At 65.3% G+C, this 18,505-nt stretch carries 21 protein-coding genes; 14 read left to right on the top strand and 7 right to left on the bottom strand.

Going from position 1 to position 18,505, the window contains the following annotated elements; translation table 11 throughout:
• The 7 genes from NZ849_RS05975 to NZ849_RS06005 form a co-directional block, all read left to right on the top strand.
• On the top strand, positions 1-642 hold a 642-nt coding region (locus tag NZ849_RS05975), incomplete at its 5' end, for an ABC transporter ATP-binding protein (RefSeq protein ID WP_295405349.1).
• 8 nt (positions 643-650) lie between these two features.
• Positions 651-986, top strand: coding sequence for a hypothetical protein (locus tag NZ849_RS05980; protein WP_295387507.1), 336 nt, complete (start codon positions 651-653; stop codon positions 984-986).
• A complete protein-coding gene (locus NZ849_RS05985; RefSeq protein ID WP_295387510.1) occupies positions 983-1,516 on the top strand; it encodes a histidine phosphatase family protein in 534 nt (177 codons plus the stop codon). The genes NZ849_RS05980 and NZ849_RS05985 overlap by 4 nt, the downstream gene beginning before the upstream one ends.
• Positions 1,516-2,016, top strand: coding sequence for a bifunctional adenosylcobinamide kinase/adenosylcobinamide-phosphate guanylyltransferase (cobU, locus tag NZ849_RS05990; protein ID WP_318773901.1), 501 nt, complete (start codon positions 1,516-1,518; stop codon positions 2,014-2,016). Before NZ849_RS05985 ends, cobU begins: the two co-directional genes overlap by 1 nt.
• An 8-nt stretch (positions 2,017-2,024) precedes the next feature.
• Complete coding sequence (gene cobT / locus NZ849_RS05995; protein WP_295387513.1) at positions 2,025-3,074, top strand: nicotinate-nucleotide--dimethylbenzimidazole phosphoribosyltransferase; 1,050 nt, start codon at positions 2,025-2,027, stop codon at positions 3,072-3,074.
• Between the two features lie 3 nt (positions 3,075-3,077).
• A complete protein-coding gene (locus NZ849_RS06000; RefSeq protein ID WP_295387516.1) occupies positions 3,078-3,290 on the top strand; it encodes a DUF5522 domain-containing protein in 213 nt (70 codons plus the stop codon).
• 1 nt (position 3,291) lies between these two features.
• A complete protein-coding gene (locus NZ849_RS06005; RefSeq protein WP_295387519.1) occupies positions 3,292-3,984 on the top strand; it encodes an adenosylcobinamide-GDP ribazoletransferase in 693 nt (230 codons plus the stop codon).
• A 129-nt stretch (positions 3,985-4,113) separates the two neighbouring features.
• Here NZ849_RS06005 and NZ849_RS06010 read toward each other — a convergent pair whose 3' ends face one another.
• From NZ849_RS06010 to ftsH, 6 genes are all read right to left on the bottom strand, one after another.
• Positions 4,114-5,400 carry a cytochrome bc complex cytochrome b subunit gene (locus tag NZ849_RS06010; protein ID WP_295387522.1) on the bottom strand — a complete coding sequence of 429 codons (1,287 nt, stop codon included), beginning with the start codon at positions 5,398-5,400 and terminating at the stop codon, positions 4,114-4,116.
• Positions 5,401-5,409: 9 nt separating this feature from the next.
• Positions 5,410-6,051 (bottom strand): ubiquinol-cytochrome c reductase iron-sulfur subunit, encoded by a 642-nt coding sequence (locus tag NZ849_RS06015; RefSeq protein ID WP_295405351.1) that lies wholly within the window; start codon positions 6,049-6,051, stop codon positions 5,410-5,412.
• Between the two features lie 9 nt (positions 6,052-6,060).
• Positions 6,061-6,552, bottom strand: a complete 492-nt coding sequence (locus tag NZ849_RS06020) for a cytochrome C (protein ID WP_295387528.1) — start codon at positions 6,550-6,552, stop codon at positions 6,061-6,063.
• A 9-nt stretch (positions 6,553-6,561) separates the two neighbouring features.
• Positions 6,562-7,317: a cytochrome c gene (locus NZ849_RS06025; protein ID WP_295387531.1), complete on the bottom strand. Its 756-nt coding sequence runs from the start codon at positions 7,315-7,317 to the stop codon at positions 6,562-6,564.
• A 167-nt stretch (positions 7,318-7,484) separates the two neighbouring features.
• Positions 7,485-8,243 carry a sugar phosphate isomerase/epimerase gene (locus NZ849_RS06030; RefSeq protein WP_295405353.1) on the bottom strand — a complete coding sequence of 253 codons (759 nt, stop codon included), beginning with the start codon at positions 8,241-8,243 and terminating at the stop codon, positions 7,485-7,487.
• Positions 8,244-8,288: 45 nt separating this feature from the next.
• The gene (gene ftsH, locus NZ849_RS06035; protein WP_295387537.1) at positions 8,289-10,163 is read right to left on the bottom strand and encodes an ATP-dependent zinc metalloprotease FtsH; all 1,875 of its coding nucleotides are present in this window, start codon (positions 10,161-10,163) and stop codon (positions 8,289-8,291) included.
• 205 nt (positions 10,164-10,368) lie between these two features.
• Between ftsH and dnaK the strand changes: the two genes are divergently transcribed.
• The 4 genes from dnaK to NZ849_RS06055 all read left to right on the top strand — a co-directional run bounded on the left by dnaK (position 10,369) and on the right by NZ849_RS06055 (position 14,884).
• Positions 10,369-12,228, top strand: coding sequence for a molecular chaperone DnaK (gene dnaK / locus NZ849_RS06040; protein ID WP_295387540.1), 1,860 nt, complete (start codon positions 10,369-10,371; stop codon positions 12,226-12,228).
• Between the two features lie 75 nt (positions 12,229-12,303).
• Positions 12,304-12,849, top strand: coding sequence for a nucleotide exchange factor GrpE (locus NZ849_RS06045; protein ID WP_295387543.1), 546 nt, complete (start codon positions 12,304-12,306; stop codon positions 12,847-12,849).
• 31 nt (positions 12,850-12,880) lie between these two features.
• Entirely contained in the window at positions 12,881-13,759 is an 879-nt protein-coding gene (locus NZ849_RS06050; protein WP_295387546.1) for a DnaJ C-terminal domain-containing protein, read from the top strand.
• 51 nt (positions 13,760-13,810) lie between these two features.
• Positions 13,811-14,884: an ABC transporter substrate-binding protein gene (locus tag NZ849_RS06055; RefSeq protein WP_295405355.1), complete on the top strand. Its 1,074-nt coding sequence runs from the start codon at positions 13,811-13,813 to the stop codon at positions 14,882-14,884.
• Between the two features lie 6 nt (positions 14,885-14,890).
• Here NZ849_RS06055 and surE read toward each other — a convergent pair whose 3' ends face one another.
• Positions 14,891-15,625: a 5'/3'-nucleotidase SurE gene (gene surE, locus NZ849_RS06060; protein ID WP_295387551.1), complete on the bottom strand. Its 735-nt coding sequence runs from the start codon at positions 15,623-15,625 to the stop codon at positions 14,891-14,893.
• A 119-nt stretch (positions 15,626-15,744) separates the two neighbouring features.
• Here surE and NZ849_RS06065 point away from each other — a divergent pair, with 119 nt between their 5' ends.
• The 3 genes from NZ849_RS06065 (at position 15,745) to NZ849_RS06075 (ending at position 18,469) form a co-directional block, all read left to right on the top strand.
• Entirely contained in the window at positions 15,745-16,464 is a 720-nt protein-coding gene (locus NZ849_RS06065; RefSeq protein WP_295387553.1) for a glycosyltransferase family 2 protein, read from the top strand.
• Between the two features lie 52 nt (positions 16,465-16,516).
• On the top strand, positions 16,517-17,470 hold the full coding sequence (locus tag NZ849_RS06070; protein ID WP_295405357.1) for an ABC transporter substrate-binding protein: 954 nt from the start codon (positions 16,517-16,519) through the stop codon (positions 17,468-17,470).
• A 321-nt stretch (positions 17,471-17,791) separates the two neighbouring features.
• Complete coding sequence (locus tag NZ849_RS06075) at positions 17,792-18,469, top strand: energy-coupling factor ABC transporter permease (protein WP_295387559.1); 678 nt, start codon at positions 17,792-17,794, stop codon at positions 18,467-18,469.
• Positions 18,470-18,505 lie beyond the last annotated feature (36 nt).

The raw sequence follows: 18,505 nt of genomic DNA on the forward strand, positions 1-18,505 counted from the left end.
GGCAAGAGCACCCTGCTGCGCCTTATGGCGGGGCTGGTCTGGCCCCAGGGGGGAGAAGTGTGGCTGGAGGGCCGGCGGCTTGCGGAGTACCGGAGCTGGGAGAGGGGCCAGCGGATTGCCTTTCTTCCCCAAACGGGCCCCTACCCCGAGGACCTCACGGTGGAGGAGGTGGTCTACCTGGGCCGAACCCCGCACCTGGGCCTTCTGGGGCGGCCCGGCCCGGCCGATGCCGAGGCGGTGGCCTGGGCGATGGAGCGGACCGGCGTGGTTGGGCTTCGGCACCGGCTGCTCCCCACCCTTTCGGGGGGTGAGCGGCAGCGGGTCCTGCTGGCTCGAGCCCTGGCCACCCGCCCCCACTTCCTGCTCCTGGACGAGCCCACCAACCACCTTGACCTGCACCACCAGGCGGAGTTTTTGGACCTCCTGGCAGGCTTGCGGGAGGCTGGGGTGGGTGTTCTGACCGTGCTGCACGACCCCAACCTAGCTCAGCGGGCCGACCGGGTGGCCTTTATGGCCGAAGGGCGCCTGCTGGCCCTGGGGTCTCCCGCCGAGGTGCTGAGCCAGGAACTGTTGCAGGGGGTGTACGGGGCGCATGTGCGGGTCCGAAGCGTAGAGGGGCGGCCGGTGGTGCTCATAGGATAGGAGGGTAGATGCAGGCCAGCCTGAAGGTGACCCCTAGCCTGCTGGTGCTGGACCTGGGCGAGGTGCGGCGGCTGGTGACGCAGGACGGCCCCCGGCTGGCCCGCTACGTGGCGGTGGTGCGGGCGGCGCGGCCTGGCTGCGTGCGGGGGGGGCGCAGGGCGGGCCATGCCCACCTGATGCGAGCCGGACTGCCTCCCGGCGAAACCCTCCTCTACACCCTGCCTGAAGACCCCCTCAACTTTGAGCAGGAGGGGAGCACCCTGCGCCTTCCGGGGCTGCGGGTTTACCTGGCGGGCCCGCCGGAGTTTGTGGAAACCCCCCTCTACGCCTGGGTGGAGCCGTGAAGGAGGTGTGGTTGGTACGCCACGGGCAAACCCTTTGGAACGCCCAGGGGCGGCTCACTGGCTGGGCGGATGTCCCGCTCTCGCCTTTGGGGAGGGAGCAGGCCCGGCGGCTTGGGGTGTGGCTGCAGCGGGAGCGCTTTGACCGGGTGGTGGCCTCCGACCTACAGCGGGCGGTGGAGACCGCCCATCTGGCCTACGCTGAGCCGGAGGAGAGGCTTTGGGCCTTGCGAGAGATAGATTTTGGAGAGCTGGACGGCCTCCTTTGGGCCGAGCTGCCCGAGGAGCACAGGCAGGCCCTGCTGCGGTTTGACGGCTTTCAGGCCCCTGGAGGGGAGTCGGTAGAGGGGTTCCGCTCCCGGGTCCATGCGGCCCTCTCAGCCCTGCCCGAGGGGCGGCTGTTGGTCTTCACCCATGGGGGAGTGCTGCGCCTGGTGCTGCGCGAGCTGGGGCAGGAAGCTTTTTTGCCGCCCTGTTCGGTGGTGGGAGTAGATTGGGAAGCCCAGAGGCTGCTCTTTGTGAGGGAGGGCTAGTGTTGGTGCTGGTCACCGGTGGGGCGCGGGCGGGCAAGAGTCGGTTTGCCCAGGCCTTGGCCCAGCGGCTGGGGGGGGATGGGGTAAGCTTTCTGGCCACTGCGGAGCCCCTAGATGAGGAGATGCGGGAGCGTATCCTGCAGCACCGGCGGGAGCGGCCCTCCGCATGGGAGACCCTGGAGGTGCCGCTCGAGGTTCCCCAGGCCCTCCGTCGGGCCGGCCACGGGGTGGTGCTGCTGGACTGCCTTACCCTTTGGGTCTCCAACCTCCTCCTGAGGGGCCGGGAGGTGCGGGAGGAGGTGGAGCGGCTGCTGGAGGCTGCGCGCGGTAGCGGGAAGACCTTGGTTGTGGTGAGCAACGAGGTGGGCATGGGCCTGGTGCCGGAGAATCCCCTGGGCCGCCGCTATCGCGATCTTCTAGGAGCGGCCAACCAACGCCTAGCCCAGGAGGCCCAAGAAGTCTACCTGGTGGTGGCTGGCCTTCCCCTTCGGCTGAAGTGAGGAACAGTATGGTTCGTGTGAAACCCGTATCGAGAGAGTGGCTGGAGCGGGCCAGAGCCCACCACGACCAGCTCACCAAACCCACGGGCTCGCTTGGCTTTCTGGAGGAGCTGGGGGTGCGGCTTGCGGCCATTGGGCAGACCCTGAGACCCAGGCTCGGGCCCGGGGCGGTGGTGGTCTGCGCAGCCGATCACGGCGTGGTGGCCGAGGGGGTTTCGGCCTACCCTGCGGAGGTGACCGCCCAGATGTTGTTGAACTTTGCCCGAGGTGGGGCGGCCATCAACCAGATTGCCCGGGCTTGCGGGGCGGTGGTGCGGGTGCTGGACGTGGGGGTGGCTTCCGCGGTGGAGGCTCCTGGAGTGGTCTGCCGGAAGGTGCGTCCAGGCAGCGGCAACATCGCCCGGGAGCCGGCCATGACCCCAGAGGAGGCCAGGGCTGCCCTCGAGGCGGGCATGGAAGCGGCCCGCGAGGCCGTCCGGGAGGGGGCTACCCTGCTGGCAGCGGGGGACATGGGCATCGGCAACACCACCGCGGCAGCGGCGCTGAGCGCGGCCCTGCTGGGGCTTCCTGCGGAGGCGGTGACCGGACGGGGTACGGGGGTGGACGAGGCGGGGTATGCGCGGAAGCTGGGGGCCGTCCGGGCTGCCCTGGCTCGAGCAGAGGCGCGGCTGGGAGGGTTTTCCCGGGCAGAGCCGCTGTCCATCTTGGCTGAGTTGGGCGGGCTGGAGATCGCAGCGGCCGCGGGGGTCTTCCTGGCCGGGGCCGAGGCTGGGCTGCCCCTGGTGACCGATGGGTTTCCGGTGACGGCAGGGGCCTTGGTGGCGGTTCGGATGGTGCCGGAGGTGCGCGACTACCTCTTTGCCGGGCACCGCTCCTTGGAACCAGGGCACGCCCATCAGCTCGAGGCCCTGGGGCTCAGGCCCATCCTCGAGCTGGACATGCGGCTGGGCGAGGGCACCGGGGCGGTGCTGAGCTTTCCCGTGCTTCGGGCTGCAGCGGAAGTGGTCTCGGGGATGGCCACCTTTGCTGAGGCCGGGGTTTCCGGAAGGGAGGGGTGAGGCATGGACCTGCGGGAAGGGGAGGACTACTACCTCGAGGGGGGGTTGCTGGTCTTCACCGGGAGCTACCACCGCAAACGGGGTTACTGCTGCGGTTCGGGCTGCCGCCACTGCCCCTACCCCAAGGCTGTGCAGGCCGAGGCCATGCGCTTGCGCCGAGAGGGGAGGCCCATCCGGAGCCGGGCAGAGTTTGAGGACCTCTTCGGACAGGTTTGAGATGCGCCCCTTCTGGCTAGCGGTTGGCTTTCTTACCACCTTTCCCACACCTCCCCTGGGCCAGGTGAGGCCCGAGGAGATGCGGGCGGCCACGGCCTTCTACCCAGCGGCGGGCTACCTGATCGGGGCGGCGCTGGCCCTGGCGGCCTGGCTGACCGCGGGGCTGCCCGAGGGGCTGCGGGGGGGGATTCTGCTGGCGGTCTGGCTGGCATCCACGGGGATGCTCCACCTGGACGGCCTGCTCGACACCGCCGATGCGCTTCTCGCCTCAAAGCCGCCCGCTGAGCGGCTGCGCCTGCTGGCCGATGTGCACGTGGGCAGCTTCGCCTTTGGGGTGGGGTTTGTGGTGCTTCTGCTCAAGTGGCAGGCGCTGGCCGCTGGTCCCTCTTTCGCCCTGTTGCTGGCCCTGCCAGCCATTGTGCGCTTTGCGGTGCTGTTGCCCATGAACCTCTTCCCCGCGGCCAAGGCGGATGGCCTGGGGGCGAGAAGCCGCGGAGGCTGGCCCTTTCTGGCGTTTTTGCTGGCCCTCCCGGCCCTGCTGGCCCTCCCTTGGGTTGCCCTTGCGGTGCTCCTGGGCCTGCTGCTCCTGGCCTACTGGGCGGCCAGACGCTTGGGGGGGGGCCTTACGGGCGATGTGTACGGTGCCCTTGTGGAGCTTGGGGAGCTGCTGGGGCTTTTGGTCTACCTGGTCTGAGGGGGGTCTTTGGGGGAAGCCCCGCCGGGCCCAGAGGGCAGGGAAGGGGCATGGGGTTGCAGTGCCCACAGGCTCGGCTTTGGCCTACAAAAAAGCCCCCCGCCTTGGGGGGCTTGGGTCAGTGGAGGCTCAGTCGGTGGCGGGACCTTTCCCTCTCAGCTCCACCTGCACTTCCTGGTTCCACTCCTTGCCGTAGATGGCCTTTATCAGGATGTAGCTGACGACGCCGGTGACCACCGGAACAACCAGCACCAGCACCCACAGCAGTTCGTTGGATAGCCCGAGGTCCACCTTGTAGCCGGCCAGGGTGCTCATGATGTAGAACATCAACACCCCGATGACGAAGCTGGTGCGGAAGGGGTGGCGGCTGGGGAGCTCGAGGTAGCGCTGCTTCTCCTTGGAGTAGTCCAGGAAGGGAATGGCCAGCGCTCCTAGGATGATGAGCGTGGGTACCAGGATGCCACCCCAGAATTGGGGTCCGAAGGTGGCCCCCAGGAACTCAAAGCGCCAGTTGGCCGGGATGATTTGGAGAATTCCGTATATCCAGAGGAAGTACCAGTCGGGTTTTACCGCTGGGGTGTTGGCGGTGGGGGGGCCGAAGGCCTCCACTGGGTGGGCTAGGAAGGCCCCGGCGATGAAGGTGGTGGCCCCAATGTAGACCAGGAACAGGATGCCCATCATGGCCGCCTGCTGCGGGAAGAGGGGTACCCCCACAATCTTGCCCGGCGCTACCTTCTCGGCGTAGCGGGGCTGGGTGTGCTTCTGCTTGATCATGATGACCAGGTGCAGGCTAATAAGCGCAATCAGGGTCAGGGGCAGCCAGAGCACGTGGATGGAGTAGAGCCGAGGAATGGTCTGGGTGTTGGTGGGGGAGAGCTCACCGGCGAAGAGGATGTCCGACAGGAGCTTGCCCACCCAGGGGGCTGCGGCCCCGATCTCGTAGCCGATCTTGGTGGCGGTGAGGGCGTAGTTGTCAAAAGGCAGCGCATAGCCGGTGAAGGCTGTCAGGATGGCCAGCACCAGCAAGAACACCCCCACGATCCAGTTCAGCTCCCGAGGGTTCTTGTAGGCTCCGGTCAGGTGGATGCGCAGCATGTGCAGGAAGGCCGCGGCGATCATGATGTGGGCGGCCCAGTGGTGTAGCGAACGGATCACCGCTCCAAAGGGCAGCGAGTCAATGTAGAGGATGGAGTAGTAGGCCGCAGGCACCTCCTGCCCGCCCGATAGAGGGCCGGAAACGGGGCGGATGGAGGGTTCGTAGTTCAGGGTCAGGAAAATCCCGGTGAGCACCAGGGTGATAAAGGAGAAGAGGGTGATCTCGCCCAAGAAGAACGAGTGGTGCACCGGGAAAGCCTTGCGGAAGGCCTTGGCGTAGAGCTTTCCGATGCTCAAGCGGTCGTCCAACCACCTATACATACTTCCTCCCTACACATCGGCACCCGGCCTGTCGGTGAACTCGCCGGCCACCACCACCCGGCCCCCTTCCACCTTGACCGGGAGCTGGGGTACTGGCTTGGGCACGGGGCCGCCCACCACTCTGGCCTGGTTGTAGATGTCGTACTCCCCGCCATGGCAGGGGCAGCGCCAGAGGCCATTCTGCCACTGGCTTACGGTACAGCCCAGGTGCTTGCAGATTGCGGAGTAAGCCAGCACCCCTTCGGGGGAGGCCAGCTTGCGGGTTTCCGGGCTCATCCTAGCGGGGTCGGCCAGAATGACCATGATGGTGTTGGTGATGAGGTCTTTTTTGACCACGTTCTGGGGGCTTCTGGGAAAGGCGAGGATGAAGGGAATGGGTTCCCTCTGAGCGGCCCGAAGGTCGTCCAGGGTGATTTCCTGGTTGGCCTTGGGGCCGGTAGCAAAGACCAAGACATCCCCCACGGCGACCGGTTCCTTGCTGGGCACCTCTTCTTTCCGGGGAATAAGGCTTGCGCCCACCCAGAGGGCGGAGAGGAGGGTGGCGCCGGCGCTCACCCCCAGGGCGGCCTGTAGAACAGCCCGCCGGGTGGCGTGGGCCTGGGGGTCTTCCTCGTGGTGGTGTGAATGTGCGGTGGCTTCGTGGTCTGCCATGGGTTCCTCCTACCAGGGGAAGTCGCCCTTTTCGTCTTCGGCAAGCACTTCCTCTTCTATGAAGAATTTCTTGTAGATTGCGATGAGAAGGGCCAGGATAAACATCATGGCCCCGAAGACCCCGGCCTGGAGGGTGGTGGCGTTGTAGTAGCCAATCTCGGGGTTGTTGGCGAAGATAAGGGTGCGCACAAAGAAGCCGGACAGCATCACCAGCAGGAGCGAAAGGACCACCCCCGCCACCATGGGCAGGCTGCTGGGCTCGGGCTCGTGTCTACCAGGACGCAGCTCGGAGCCCTCCAGCCAGTTGCTCAAAAGCCCGATAAAGCCGTAGACGAAGAGCACCAGGGCAAAGGCCATCAGCCCAATGTTGCCCACCGTGAGGTGGGGCACCGCCCCGGCCTCGTGCACTACCCGGAAGCGGTCGTTCAGGTAGGCCGTCAGGAAGAGGGCCGCCGAGAAGACCAGGGCGAAGTAGGGCACCACCGTGTCGTTTCGGTACATGCTTCCTCCCTAGCGGGCGGCTTTGAACTCGTCTGGGGTAACGCCCCCGAAGCTGTTGCCCCAGCTGTTCTTGATGTAGGTGGCCACCGCGGCCAGTTCCTCGTCGGAAAGTTGGGCGAAGCTGGGCATCCCCCCTTTACCCTTGAGCAGGATGTTGATGGTGTAGGCCTTGTCGGCCACGTGCTTGCTGCCGGCTAGGGCTGGGAAGACGCCAGGCAGGCCCTGGCCGGTGGCCTGGTGGCAGCCCGCGCAGTTGGCGGTGTAGACCTGCTCGCCCTTGGCCTTGAGGGCCGCGTCCACCGGGGCTGCGGCGTGCTCCCCGCCGTGGCCGCCTCCGTGGGCTTCGGCGGCGGCGGGGGGTTTGGCTACCTCCTCCAGGGTTTTTTGGGTCACGTTGGTTGCAGCAAAGAAGAGCCAGACCCCGCCCAGAATTGCCGCGGTGGCGATGGCCGCACCCAAGCCTGGGAAACGCTCACGGGTAGGTCTGACCTCGGGGTCGGCCACGCGTAGGGTCACCTCGAGGGTGCCTGAAACCTCCTTGCCCTCCTCCAGACCCTGCACCAGCACACCAGGGGTGTTGGCCACCTTGAAGGGAATCTCCTTCACCTCCTTGGCACCGTTGGTGTAGTGGGTGACCACTCGGAGTAGGTGCTCGCCGTCGGCGAGGTTCCGGGTGTCGTAGGTCAGCTTGAAAGGGGGCTCCCTGAGCACCTGTACGGGCTCACTTCCATTGTCCAAGTAGACCTCAATGCGTTCAATCGGCATTCGTTCCTCCCAGCCAGACCCTGGGGTCTGGACGCCAGACCAAAGCCTACCAGAAAAGTAGGGGCCGCGCCCCGGGTCTTGATAGTAGGAATTTATCTAAAGGGCAAATGTCCCTAGGGTCGTTTGCAAAAGTGTGGGGATTTGGAGGACGGTCCAGATGGGGCTTGCTAGGGCTGCTGGAGCAAGGCTACGCTTCGGCGAACCCCCTCGGCTCCCCCGGTAACTTCGAGCGCCGCCGTTCCGCTGAACCCCTTTAGAGCCTGTCGGACCCAGCCCCAGTCCACCTGCCCCTCGCCGCAGGGCAGGTGTTCGTCGGAGGCCCCTCGGTTGTCGTGTAGGTGCCAGTGGATCAGGCGGCCGCACAGGAGCTGGTGGTAGGTTTGGGGTCCTTCCAGACCAAGCTGCACCAGCGCGTGGCCCACGTCCAGGCAGAAGCCGTGCTGAGGGTGGGCCTGGAGGAGTTGGGCCAGCTCATCCGGGGTTTCCAGCAGGTCGTCCTCGTCAAGGCCCAGGTTCTCCAGGGCCAGGGGGACTACCGGCTCGAGCTCGCTCAAGGCCCGCTCGAGAAGCCTGCGGGCCTGGGCAAGGGCCTCGGGGTGCCGCAGCGGCACCGAGCCCGTGTGCAGAACGCCGCAGTAGGCCCCAATTTGCCCCGCGAAGTCAAGGGCCCTCTGGGTGCGCTCGAGGGAAAGCCGCCAGACCGAGGGGACCAGCGAGGCTAGGTTCCAGTCCACAAAGGGGAGGTGTACGGTGAACCCTACCCCCGCGCTCCGGCCCATCTCGGCCAGCTCCTTGGCCCCAGGAAGCCTGGGGTCTACCTCGTGCTGGTCGTAGGCGATCTCCAAAAAGAGGCCCAGTTCCGCCGCCAGCTCAAAGGCGGTGCGGTAGTCCAGACCGGTGGTGAAGGGGCTGAAGCCCAGTCGCATACCTTGGTGGGCGGATTATACCCCGCCTTCAACCGCAGGGAAGCGTTACGCCCCACCCAGGTTGGGTTTGACCTTGGGCACCACCCGGGGGGGCTCCTTCTCCTCCTTCTCCCGGGGCTGCCCGTTGGAGGGGTTTTCCAGGGCCTCTCCTTGCACCACCCGCACAAACTCCTCCCCGGTTAGGGTTTCCTGCTCCAAAAGCGCCCGGGTAACCCGTTCCAAAACCTCCCGCTTTTCGGTAAGGAGCTGCTTCACCCGCTCGTACTGCTCCTGTAGGAAGCGCTGCACCGCCTCATCAATGCGCCGGGCAGTGTCCTCAGAATACTGCCGGGTATCGTAGCCGCCCAAGTAGGTGTCCTCCCGCACCTGGTAGGCCACCATGCCAAACTCGGGGTGCATGCCCCACTCGGTGATCATGCGGCGGGCTAGGTCGGTGGCCTGGCGGAAATCGTTCTCGGCCCCGGTAGTCACGTCGTCGAAGACCAGCTCCTCGGCCACCCGCCCCGCCAGGGCCACGGCAATCTGGTCGGTGAGCCGCTTCTTGCTCCAGTGCAGGGTATCCTGCCGGCTGGGCATCATGAAGCCCATGGCCCGGCCCCTGGGGATGATGGTCACCTTGTGCACCTTGTCGGCGTGCTCCAGGAAGTGGGCCGCCAGGGCGTGCCCCGCCTCGTGGTAGGCGGTGATTTCGCGGTCCTTGGGGGTGACCACCATGCTCTTGCGGGCTGGCCCCATCACCACCCGGTCGGCGGCTTCCTCGAGGTCCTTCATGGTGATCTTCTTGCGCCCCTCCCTGGCGGCCAGCAGCGCGGCCTCGTTGAGCAGGTTCTCCAGGTCGGCCCCAACAAACCCCGGGGTGCGTTTAGCCAGAAGCGCCAGGTCCACATCCTCGGCCAGGGGCTTACCCTTGGCGTGAATGCGCAGGATTTGCTCCCGCCCCCGCACATCGGGGGCGTCTATGGCTACCTGGCGGTCAAAGCGCCCTGGCCGCAGGAGGGCCGGGTCGAGGACATCGGGCCGGTTGGTTGCGGCCATGACGATAACGCTGGACTCCTTCTCAAAGCCGTCCATCTCCACCAGGAGCTGGTTTAGGGTCTGCTCCCGCTCGTCGTTGCCCCCGCCGATGCCTCCACCCCGCCGTCGTCCCACCGCGTCAATCTCGTCGATAAAGATGATGCAGGGGGCGTGGCGTTTGGCGGTTTCGAAGAGGTCCCGCACCCGGGCTGCGCCCACCCCCACAAACATCTCCACAAAGTCAGAGCCGCTGGCGGCGATGAAGGGCACCTTGGCCTCGCCTGCCACTGCCCGGGCGATGTGGGTCTTGCCCGACCCGGGGGGGCCCACCAGAAGTACCCCCTTGGGAATGCGGGCCCCCATTTCGTGGAACCGGCCAGGCGACTTTAGGAACTCCACGATTTCCTTGAGCTCCTCCTTAGCCTCCTCACAGCCCGCCACGTCCTTGAAGCTGGTCTTGGGGGCCTCGGTAAGCACCCGGGCCCGGCTTTTGGTGAAGCTGAAGGCGTTGTCACCCGAAGGGCTGCGGTTGCGGGAGAGGAAGAAGAACGCCGCGACGAGCAGCCCGACCAGCAGCAGGGGGATTAGGAAGCCCAGCAGGGGATTTTCCCGCCTTGGTGGGGCCACCTCCACCTGTACCTTCCTCTCTCCCCACTCGCGGATGGTGGCGGTGTCCACTGGGCTTGGGGCAAAGGTGATGTAGGGTTCGCTGCCGTCCTTTGGGCTTACGGTGAGCTGCCGCCCGTCCACGACGATGCGGGCCACCCGGCCCTGTTCAATCTCGTTTAGGAAGACGGTGTAGGCGATGGTGTTGCTGGGTTGCTGGTGGGAGGTTAGGCTGAAAGCCCAGGCGATCAGGATGGCTGCAAGTAGGATAAACCAAAGGTTGAACGGCAGGCGGTTCATCGTTACCTCTAGGGTACTACCAAACTTCGCGGTGAAGGTAGTCAAAAGTACCCTGTGGGGCCCGCTGCTGGGCGGCCGAAGGACGCTGAGCAACAGGGGGCGGGGCTATATTGATAGTACCTCACTCAACTCTATTGACTATAGAGGTTACAAGAGTTATCCTGATGGGCAGATGAGCCGTGCTTAGTACGGCCGTGGAGGATGTATGGCAAAAGCCGTAGGAATCGACCTGGGAACAACCAACAGCGTCATCGCCATCATGGAGGGCGGAAGCCCGGTGGTGTTGGAGAACGCTGAGGGGGAGCGCACCACCCCCAGCGTGGTGGCCTTCAAGGGGGGGGAGCAGCTGGTGGGCCGGGTAGCCCGGCGCCAGGCAGTGCTCAACCCTGAGGGCACCGTCTTTGAGATCAAGCGTTTCATCGGGCGGCGCTGGGAGGAGGTACAGGAGGAGGCTAAGCGGGTACCCTACAAGGTGGTCAAGGGCCCCGATGGGGGGGTGCGGGTGGACATCCAGGGCAAGCTCTACACCCCCGAGGAGATATCCGCCATGGTGCTCCGCAAGCTGGTGGACGACGCCAGCAAGAAGCTAGGGGAGCGGATCACCAAGGCGGTGATCACCGTTCCTGCTTACTTCAACAACGCCCAGCGGGAGGCCACCGCCAACGCTGGCCGGATTGCTGGGCTCGAGGTGCTCCGCATCATAAACGAGCCCACAGCCGCGGCCTTGGCGTACGGCTTGGACAAAAAGGGCAACGAGACGGTGCTGGTCTTTGACCTGGGTGGGGGTACGTTCGACGTAACCGTGCTGGAGATTGGCGAGGGGGTCTTTGAGGTTAAGGCCACCTCGGGGGACACCCACCTGGGCGGCTCGGACATGGACCACGCCATCGTGAGCTGGCTGGTGGAGGAGTTCAAGAAGGAGTCGGGTGGGGTAGACCTCAAGGCCGATCGGCAGGCCCTGCAGCGCCTCATTGAGGCCGCTGAGAAAGCCAAGATCGAGCTTTCCAACGTCAGCGAAACCACCATCAGCCTGCCCTTCATCGGGCTGGACCCGGTCTCCAAGACGCCCTTGCACCTGGAGAAGAAGCTCACCCGGGCCAAGTTTGAGGAGCTTATCCAGCCCCTCCTCAAGCGGATGCGTGCCCCTGTGGAGCAGGCCCTGCGCGACGCGGGTCTCTCTGCGAGCCAGATTGACGAGGTGCTCCTGGTGGGTGGGGCCACCCGGGTCCCGGCGGTGCAGCGGATCGTGCGGGAAATCCTGGGCAAGGAGCCCAACCGCAGCGTCAACCCGGATGAGGTGGTGGCCCTGGGGGCTGCGGTGCAGGCCGGTGTGCTCACCGGGCAGGTGCAGGACGTGGTGCTCCTGGACGTCACCCCGCTTTCCTTGGGTGTGGAGACCAAGGGTGGGGTCTGCACCGTGCTGATACCCCGAAACACCACCATTCCCACCCGCAAGTCGGAGATTTTCACCACCGCTGAGCACAATCAGCCCTCGGTGGAGATCCACGTCCTGCAGGGTGAGCGCCCCATGGCTGCGGACAACAAGAGCCTAGGGCGTTTCCGCCTGGACGGCATCCCGCCCATGCCTGCAGGGGTACCCCAGATTGAGGTCACCTTTGACATCGACGCCAACGGTATTCTCCACGTGACCGCAAAGGAGAAGTCCACCGGGCGCGAAGCCTCCATCACCATCCAGAACACCACCACCCTCTCCGAGCAGGAGATCGAGCGGATGATCAAAGAGGCCGAGGCCAATGCGGAGGCTGACCGCAGGCGCAAGGAGCACGCTGAGCTTAGGAACAACCTGGATACAGCCCGCATCCAGGCCGAACGCGTGATGGGCGAGAAGGCCAGTACGCCGGAGGCCAAGAGCCGGCTGGAGTCGGCTATAGAGCGGGCCAAAACCCTGGTGGAGCGGGACGGCAGCGACGCAGAGCTTCGCCAGGCCACCGATGAGCTGCTCGCGGCCTTGCAGGCCTATGAGCAAGGGGCGGTTCAGGGACAGGGCCAGAGCGCTCCTAGGTCGGACGACGTGATTGACGCCGACTACAAACCCGCCGACTAAACCCCTTGGGTGGGGTACGAGGAAGGGCTGGTGAGGCTGTCCACCGTACCCCCCCTGGGCTTTTCCGAGGTGCGTATGGAAAGCAAGGAAACCGCGGCCGAAACCTGTGCGGAAGAGCTTCCTGAGGTGGAGCGCCTGAGGGGCGAGGTGGAGTTTTTGAAGGCCGAGCTCGAGGCTTCCAAGGATAAGTTTCTGCGTCTGTATGCCGACTTTGAGAACTACAAGAAGCGGATGGTTCAGGAGCTCGAGTCGGCGCACCGCAACGGCAAGTTTGAGGCCATTCGGGCCCTTTTGGGGACCCTGGACGACCTCGAGCGGGCCCTGGGCTTTGCCAGCGTGAAGCCCGAAGACCTGATTCCCGGCATCAAAAGCGTCCTGGAGAACTTCTCCCGCAGCCTGCGGAGCCTAGGGGTGGAGACCGTCCCGGGGGTGGGTGCGGAGTTTGATCCCCGGTACCACGAGGCCATCGGGGCTGTGGAGGGGGAGGAGGGTAAGGTGATGCACGTCTATCAGCAGGGCTTTCGCTACGGTGAGATGCTGGTGCGTCCGGCCCGGGTGGTGGTGGGCAGCGGGATCAGGTCCGAGGCGGGCGAGGCCCAGCCGCCCGTGGAAGGCAACTAGACCGCTTCTGGCCAACTAGAGGGGCTGCGGTATGGCCTACAAGGACTACTACAAAATCCTGGGGGTTTCCAGAGACGCCAGCGAGGAGGAAATCAAAAGGGCCTTCAAGCGGCTGGCCCGCAAGTACCACCCCGACGTGAACAAGGAGCCTGGGGCAGAGGAGCGCTTCAAGGAGATCAACGAGGCCTACACCGTCCTCTCCGATCCCGAGAAGCGCCGCTTCTACGATACCTATGGCAGCGCGGTAGGTAGCGGGCAGTGGCAGGGCCCCCCACCCGGCCAGGGGGATTTTGGCGGCTTTGTAGGCAACATCGGTGATTTCTCCGAGTTTTTCCAGCAGCTCTTCGGTTTTGGGGGGCGTGTTCGGGGAAGCGGTTTCGGTGGGCTGGCTGATTTCTTCGGTGCTGAGGCGCGCCGCAGGGTGGACCTTGAGCTTGAGCTTCCCCTCACCCTGGAGGAGGCCTACCGGGGCGGGGAGAAGACCATTTCGGTGGGGCCCGAACAGCTCAAGGTGAGGATTCCCCCGGGGGTCCGGGAGGGCCAGCGGGTGCGCCTGGCCGGAAAGGGAGGGGATGGGGGCGACCTGTACCTGGTGGTGCGGCTTCGGCCTGGGTCCCAGATGCGGCTGGAAGGGGATGACATCTACACCACCGTGGACGTGCCTGCGCCCATCGCTGTGGTGGGGGGAAAGGTGCGTATCCAGACCCTGGATGGCCCGGTGGAGCTTACCATCCCAAAGCGGACCCAAAGCGGCCGCAAGCTGCGCCTGGTGGGAAAGGGCTGGCCCCGCAAGGACGGGACCCGGGGGAACCAGTACGCCGAGGTGCGGGTGGTGATTCCCACCCACCCGAGCCCCGAGGAGGAGCGGCTTTACGCCCAGCTGGCCGAGCTGGTTAGGGCCAAAAGCTAGGGCTACAACGGTGGGCCCCAATCTGGTAGGCTTTTGCCGAAGGAGGGCCCAATGAAGCGAAGGAGCTTCCTAAAAAAGCTGGGAGCTGGTCTGGCCACTAGCCTCACGTACACCGCCTACGCCCAGGCCCAGCCCCAGGTGCGCTGGCGGCTTGTCTCCAGCTACCCAAGGAGCCTGGATACCCTCTACGGCGGGGCCGAAGACCTGGCCAAGCGGGTCTCCGAGCTCACCGGGGGGCGCTTCCAGATACGCGTCTACCAGGCGGGGGAGATTGTCCCTGGAGGGCAGGTGCTGGATGCTGTTCAGCAAGGCACCGTAGAGGCGGGGCACACCTACGGGCCCTTTTACGTGGGCAAGAACCCTGCCTTGGCCTTTGACGGCGGCGTGCCCTTCGGCCTGACCTACCGACAGCACAACGCCTGGATGCTTTTCGGTGGGGGGCTGGAGCTTTTGCGAGAGGTCTACGCTGATTTTGGGGTGCTCCAGGTCCCCGGAGGGAACACCGGGGCCCAGATGGGGGGGTGGTTCCGCAAGGAGATCGGGGCCCTGGCAGACCTTAGGGGCCTCAGGATGCGCATCCCTGGTCTTGGGGGCATCGTAATGGGCCGGCTTGGGGTGGTGCCCCAGACCCTGGCGGCCGGCGATATCTACCCGGCCTTGGAGCGGGGCACCATTGATGCCACCGAGTTTTCCGGTCCCTACGACGACGAGAAGCTGGGCTTTTACAAGGTGGCCCGCTACTACTACTACCCTTCCTTCTGGGAACCCTCCGCCCAGCTATCTTTCCTGGTCTCCCAAAGGGAGTGGCAACGCCTGCCCAAGGAGTTCCAGGAGGCCTTCCAGGTAGCGGCCCAGGAGGTGAACCTCACCATGATGGCCAAGTACGATGCGCAGAATCCCCCTGCCCTAAGGCGCCTCCTCTCCGCTGGGGTGCGCCTTCGGAAGTGGCCCGCAGAGGTGATGAAGAGGGCCCTCGAGGAGGCCCGGGCCCTCTACGAGGAACAGGCCGCCAAAGAGGCCACCTACAGGAAGGTCTATACCGCCTACTGGGGTTTCCGGGCTGAGCAGTACCGCTGGTTCTCCGTGGCGGAGCTTTCCTACGAGGCCTTTGCCTTCCCGACCTAGGGGGCCTCAGTCGGCCAGTGCGGCGAGCTGGAAGGTGCGGCCCAGGCGCTCCTCGTCGGTCATATCCAGGCGGAGGGGGGTCAGGGCGATGAAACCCTGGTTCACTGCCCAACGGTCGGTGCCCTCCTCGGGGGCTTGGTCGGGCTCAGCGACGAACCAGAAGTGTTCCCGGCCCATGGGGTCGGTGCCTGGGACTACCCGTCCGGTGTAGCGGCGAACCGACTGGCGGGTCCAGAGCAGGCCCTTGGGCGTGGAGGGGAAGTTCACATTGATGAGGAAGGGCTTGGGTTCGCGCAGCAGGGCCTCCAGCACCCGGCCTACCCAGGGTTTCAGGGTCTCGAGGTCGGGCTCCCGGCCGTTGCTGGGGGCACTGAAGGCTATGGCCGGAATGCCCAACAAGGCCGCCTGTTTGGCCGCGGCTACCGTTCCGGAGTGCCAGATTTCGTGGCCCAGGTTGGAGCCCAGGTTGATGCCCGAAAGCACCAGGTCCACCCGTTCCCAGTGGTGGGTGCCCAGGGCTACGCAGTCGGCGGGAGTACCGTTCACCCGGTAGGCCTCGAGGCCCCCCATGGGCACCCTTTGGTAGCGCAGCGGCCGCAGGATGGTGATGGCGTGGCCCATGGCGGACTGCTCAACATCGGGGGCCACCACCCGCACCTCGCCGAAGGCGGTGGCCACCTCGGCTAGGCTGCGGAGGCCCGGGCTGTAGATGCCGTCGTCGTTGGTCACCAGGATGCGCATGGCAGCTCACCGCCTCCAGCCTTGGGGAGGGGTGTCAGGCCAGGGTCAGGAACATCAGCGAAATGTCAGGGGGGGTACTAAGCGGGGCTGACAGAGGGGTTTTAATCTCTGGGAAAACAATGTTCAGCGTGATCGTGCCGACCTTCAACCGCCCGGGGCTGCTCCTCAGGGCCCTGCGCTCCCTGCGCCTTCAACTTTACCCCGATTGGGAGGCGGTCGTGGTGGACGATGGGGACGGCGCCGGGCTTCGAGCTGCCCAGGAGCTGGGTGAACCGCGCGTTGTCGCGGTGCGCAGCCAGGGTAAGGGCCAGGTGGCGGCCCGCAACACCGGGCTTTTGCACGCCAGAGGGGAGTACATTGCCCTTCTAGACGACGACGACTGGTGGCAGGACCCCACCCACCTGTATCGGGTGGCACGGGCCCTGCGGGCCCAGGAGGGCCTGGTCTACCGGGGGGGGTACTTGGTGTATGAGCGGGATGGGCTCGAGCTAGAACGCATCCCCTTTGACCACAGGGCTACCCCTGAGGCGCTGCGCAAGGACAACCTGATTTTGGCCTCGGGGGTGGCCTACCCGCGCCGCCTGCACGATGAGCTGGGTCCCTTTGATCCGGAGATGGACGATTACTGGGACTGGGACTGGTACCTGCGGGTGGTGGGGGCGGGGTATCCCCTGCTCGGCCTCCCGGGCCGGGGGGTGGTGGTGAGCGTTCACGGGGGCAACATGTCCTATGCGGCCCGCCTGGAGGAGCGAAAGAGGAACCTCGAGCGGCTTTGTGCCAAGCACGGCCTGGTGGGGGTAGAGCTCAAGGACCACCGCATCATCGCAGGGGCGGCCTGAGCCCTGACATGGGGATGACCTTGAGCCTAGAGTATTCTGGCTGGGAGAACCCATGCGAAGGTTTCTTAGCCTCTTTCTGCTCCTAGGCCTAGCCCAGGCCCAGACCCTCACCCTCTACACCTCGGAGGTCCTGACCAACGTCAACCCCATGATAGAACTTTTCAGGAGGGCCAACCCCGGGGTTGGCGTCCAGGTTTTTCGGAGCGGCACGGGAGAGGTGATTGCCCGGCTTCGCGCTGAGCTCGAGGCCGGCAACCCCCAGCCCGACCTCCTGTGGGTGGCCGACGAGACCTTTTTTCGCGAGCTCGCAGGGGCCAGCCGCCTCAGACCGGTGCGGGCCACCACCCCAGGTTTTCCGGTGAGGTTCGCCTACCAAGGCGGGCTCTACTACGAGGTGAGGCTCCTCTACAACGGCATCGCGGTGAACACCCGCCGGCTGGGCAGCCTTCCTGAGCCCGCTGCTTGGCGCGATCTATTGCGCCCCGAGTACAAGGACCTGGTGGGCATGCCCAACCCCAATTTTTCCGGAGCCGCCCTCTCCACCTTGGGTACCCTCACCCAGCGCTTTGGCTTTGGCTTCTTCGAACAGCTTCGGCGCAACGGGATGAGGGTAGAGCAGTCCAACCCGGTTTTGCAGCAGAAGCTGGCCGAGGGGCAGTACGCCCTGGCCATCATCACCGATTTTGGCATCCGCGACCTGGTCCGCCAGGGAGCCCCTCTCAAGATGGTCTACCCCCGCGATGGAGCTATTCTGGTGCCCACGCCCATCGGTATCCTATCAACCAGCAAGAACCCCGCCTTGGCTGAGCGATTTGTGCGCTTTTTGCTCTCGCCGGAGGCCCAAGCCCTCTTCGCCCAGCAGGGTTACATTCCGGTGGTGGCCTCGGCCCCCCGTCCGGCCGGGGTGAGCGGCGAGGTGCTGGCTATTCCCTCGGCGGCAGACTACATCCAGGCCAACCGCCAAAGCCTCCTTTCCCAGTTCAATGAGCTTTTCAACCTGCGCTAGAGGGCTTTTCTGTCCGGTCCACAGGGTTTGTGGAGCGGTCTTAGGATTTTGTGGTATCCTGAGCGGGACAACTGCGGTGGGCTCGGACTCCCGATACCGCACGCGGCTCCCTCGTGACCGAGCACGGTGGGATGCCTTTTTAATCCCTTCCCCAAAGCAAAAACCCCCTCCTGCGATTGTTAAGTTGCCGTTCCCGCGTCAGCACTGCGGTGTACACATCCTATACGGCACCTCTGTGCTGCTCCACCACAACCGCAATCGGGCGTTTTCCCCCGTCCTGTGCGTACAGCTTGTGGTTAAATCAGGGTTGAGGAGGTTGGTATGCACATTGAACCTGGGGTGGTTCAGGGGGCCAAAGTCTATCTTGGCTATGCGACAGGGGCCGTCGGGCTGAGCCTCGCTGTAAGGGCGGCGGTTCAGCACGGGCGGACCCAAGGCGTGGTTCCCTTGGCGCTGCGCAGCTTTTTGGCCGCGCTGGTGGTGTTTGTTTGCTTTGAGGTGTTGCCCCACCCTCCGGTGGGGGTCTCGGAGGTGCATCTGATTTTGGGCACCACCATTTACCTGCTCTTTGGGTTGGGGCCCGCGGCCGTGGGCCTGGCGATGGGTCTGCTGGTCCAAGGGCTTTTCTTTGCGCCCACCGACCTACCCCAGTACGGCATGAACGTTACCACCCTGCTGTTCCCGCTTTTTGCTGTGCATCTGGTGGCCCGGCGGATCGTTGCGCCTGGTACCCCCTACGTCGAACTGCGCTACGGGCAGGTCCTCAGGCTTTCGGCGACCTACCAGGGGGGCATTGTGGCCTGGGTGGCCTTTTGGGCGCTCTACGGTCATGGCCTCACCTCGGAAAACCTGGCCCAGGTCGCTTCGTTTGGGGCGGCCTACTTGCTGGTGCTGCTGGTGGAACCCTTGGTTGACCTGGCGGTGCTGGCAGCGGCCAAGGCGTTGCACGGGCTGCGCGGCTCCTCTTGGGTCCAGCCCCGCCTCTACGAGGCCGCCTAGTGGCGGGGTCTTGGGCCTGATGGGGGCTTTGGGCTT

Source organism: Meiothermus sp. (assembly GCF_025060375.1).
Taxonomy (GTDB): Bacteria; Deinococcota; Deinococci; order Deinococcales; family Thermaceae; genus Meiothermus.

Coding starts and splice junctions, on each gene's coding strand:
- dnaK (WP_295387540.1), top strand. CDS start 10,369: ATGGCAAAAGCCGTAGGAATCGACCTGGGAACAACCAACAGCGTCATC.
- cobT (WP_295387513.1), top strand. CDS start 2,025: ATGGTTCGTGTGAAACCCGTATCGAGAGAGTGGCTGGAGCGGGCCAGA.
- NZ849_RS06075 (WP_295387559.1), top strand. CDS start 17,792: ATGCACATTGAACCTGGGGTGGTTCAGGGGGCCAAAGTCTATCTTGGC.
- ftsH (WP_295387537.1), bottom strand. CDS start 10,163: ATGAACCGCCTGCCGTTCAACCTTTGGTTTATCCTACTTGCAGCCATC.
- NZ849_RS06005 (WP_295387519.1), top strand. CDS start 3,292: ATGCGCCCCTTCTGGCTAGCGGTTGGCTTTCTTACCACCTTTCCCACA.
- NZ849_RS06070 (WP_295405357.1), top strand. CDS start 16,517: ATGCGAAGGTTTCTTAGCCTCTTTCTGCTCCTAGGCCTAGCCCAGGCC.
- NZ849_RS06025 (WP_295387531.1), bottom strand. CDS start 7,317: ATGCCGATTGAACGCATTGAGGTCTACTTGGACAATGGAAGTGAGCCC.
- NZ849_RS06020 (WP_295387528.1), bottom strand. CDS start 6,552: ATGTACCGAAACGACACGGTGGTGCCCTACTTCGCCCTGGTCTTCTCG.
- surE (WP_295387551.1), bottom strand. CDS start 15,625: ATGCGCATCCTGGTGACCAACGACGACGGCATCTACAGCCCGGGCCTC.
- NZ849_RS06015 (WP_295405351.1), bottom strand. CDS start 6,051: ATGGCAGACCACGAAGCCACCGCACATTCACACCACCACGAGGAAGAC.
- NZ849_RS05980 (WP_295387507.1), top strand. CDS start 651: ATGCAGGCCAGCCTGAAGGTGACCCCTAGCCTGCTGGTGCTGGACCTG.
- NZ849_RS06000 (WP_295387516.1), top strand. CDS start 3,078: ATGGACCTGCGGGAAGGGGAGGACTACTACCTCGAGGGGGGGTTGCTG.
- NZ849_RS06010 (WP_295387522.1), bottom strand. CDS start 5,400: ATGTATAGGTGGTTGGACGACCGCTTGAGCATCGGAAAGCTCTACGCC.
- NZ849_RS06065 (WP_295387553.1), top strand. CDS start 15,745: ATGTTCAGCGTGATCGTGCCGACCTTCAACCGCCCGGGGCTGCTCCTC.
- NZ849_RS06055 (WP_295405355.1), top strand. CDS start 13,811: ATGAAGCGAAGGAGCTTCCTAAAAAAGCTGGGAGCTGGTCTGGCCACT.
- NZ849_RS06050 (WP_295387546.1), top strand. CDS start 12,881: ATGGCCTACAAGGACTACTACAAAATCCTGGGGGTTTCCAGAGACGCC.
- NZ849_RS06030 (WP_295405353.1), bottom strand. CDS start 8,243: ATGCGACTGGGCTTCAGCCCCTTCACCACCGGTCTGGACTACCGCACC.
- NZ849_RS06045 (WP_295387543.1), top strand. CDS start 12,304: ATGGAAAGCAAGGAAACCGCGGCCGAAACCTGTGCGGAAGAGCTTCCT.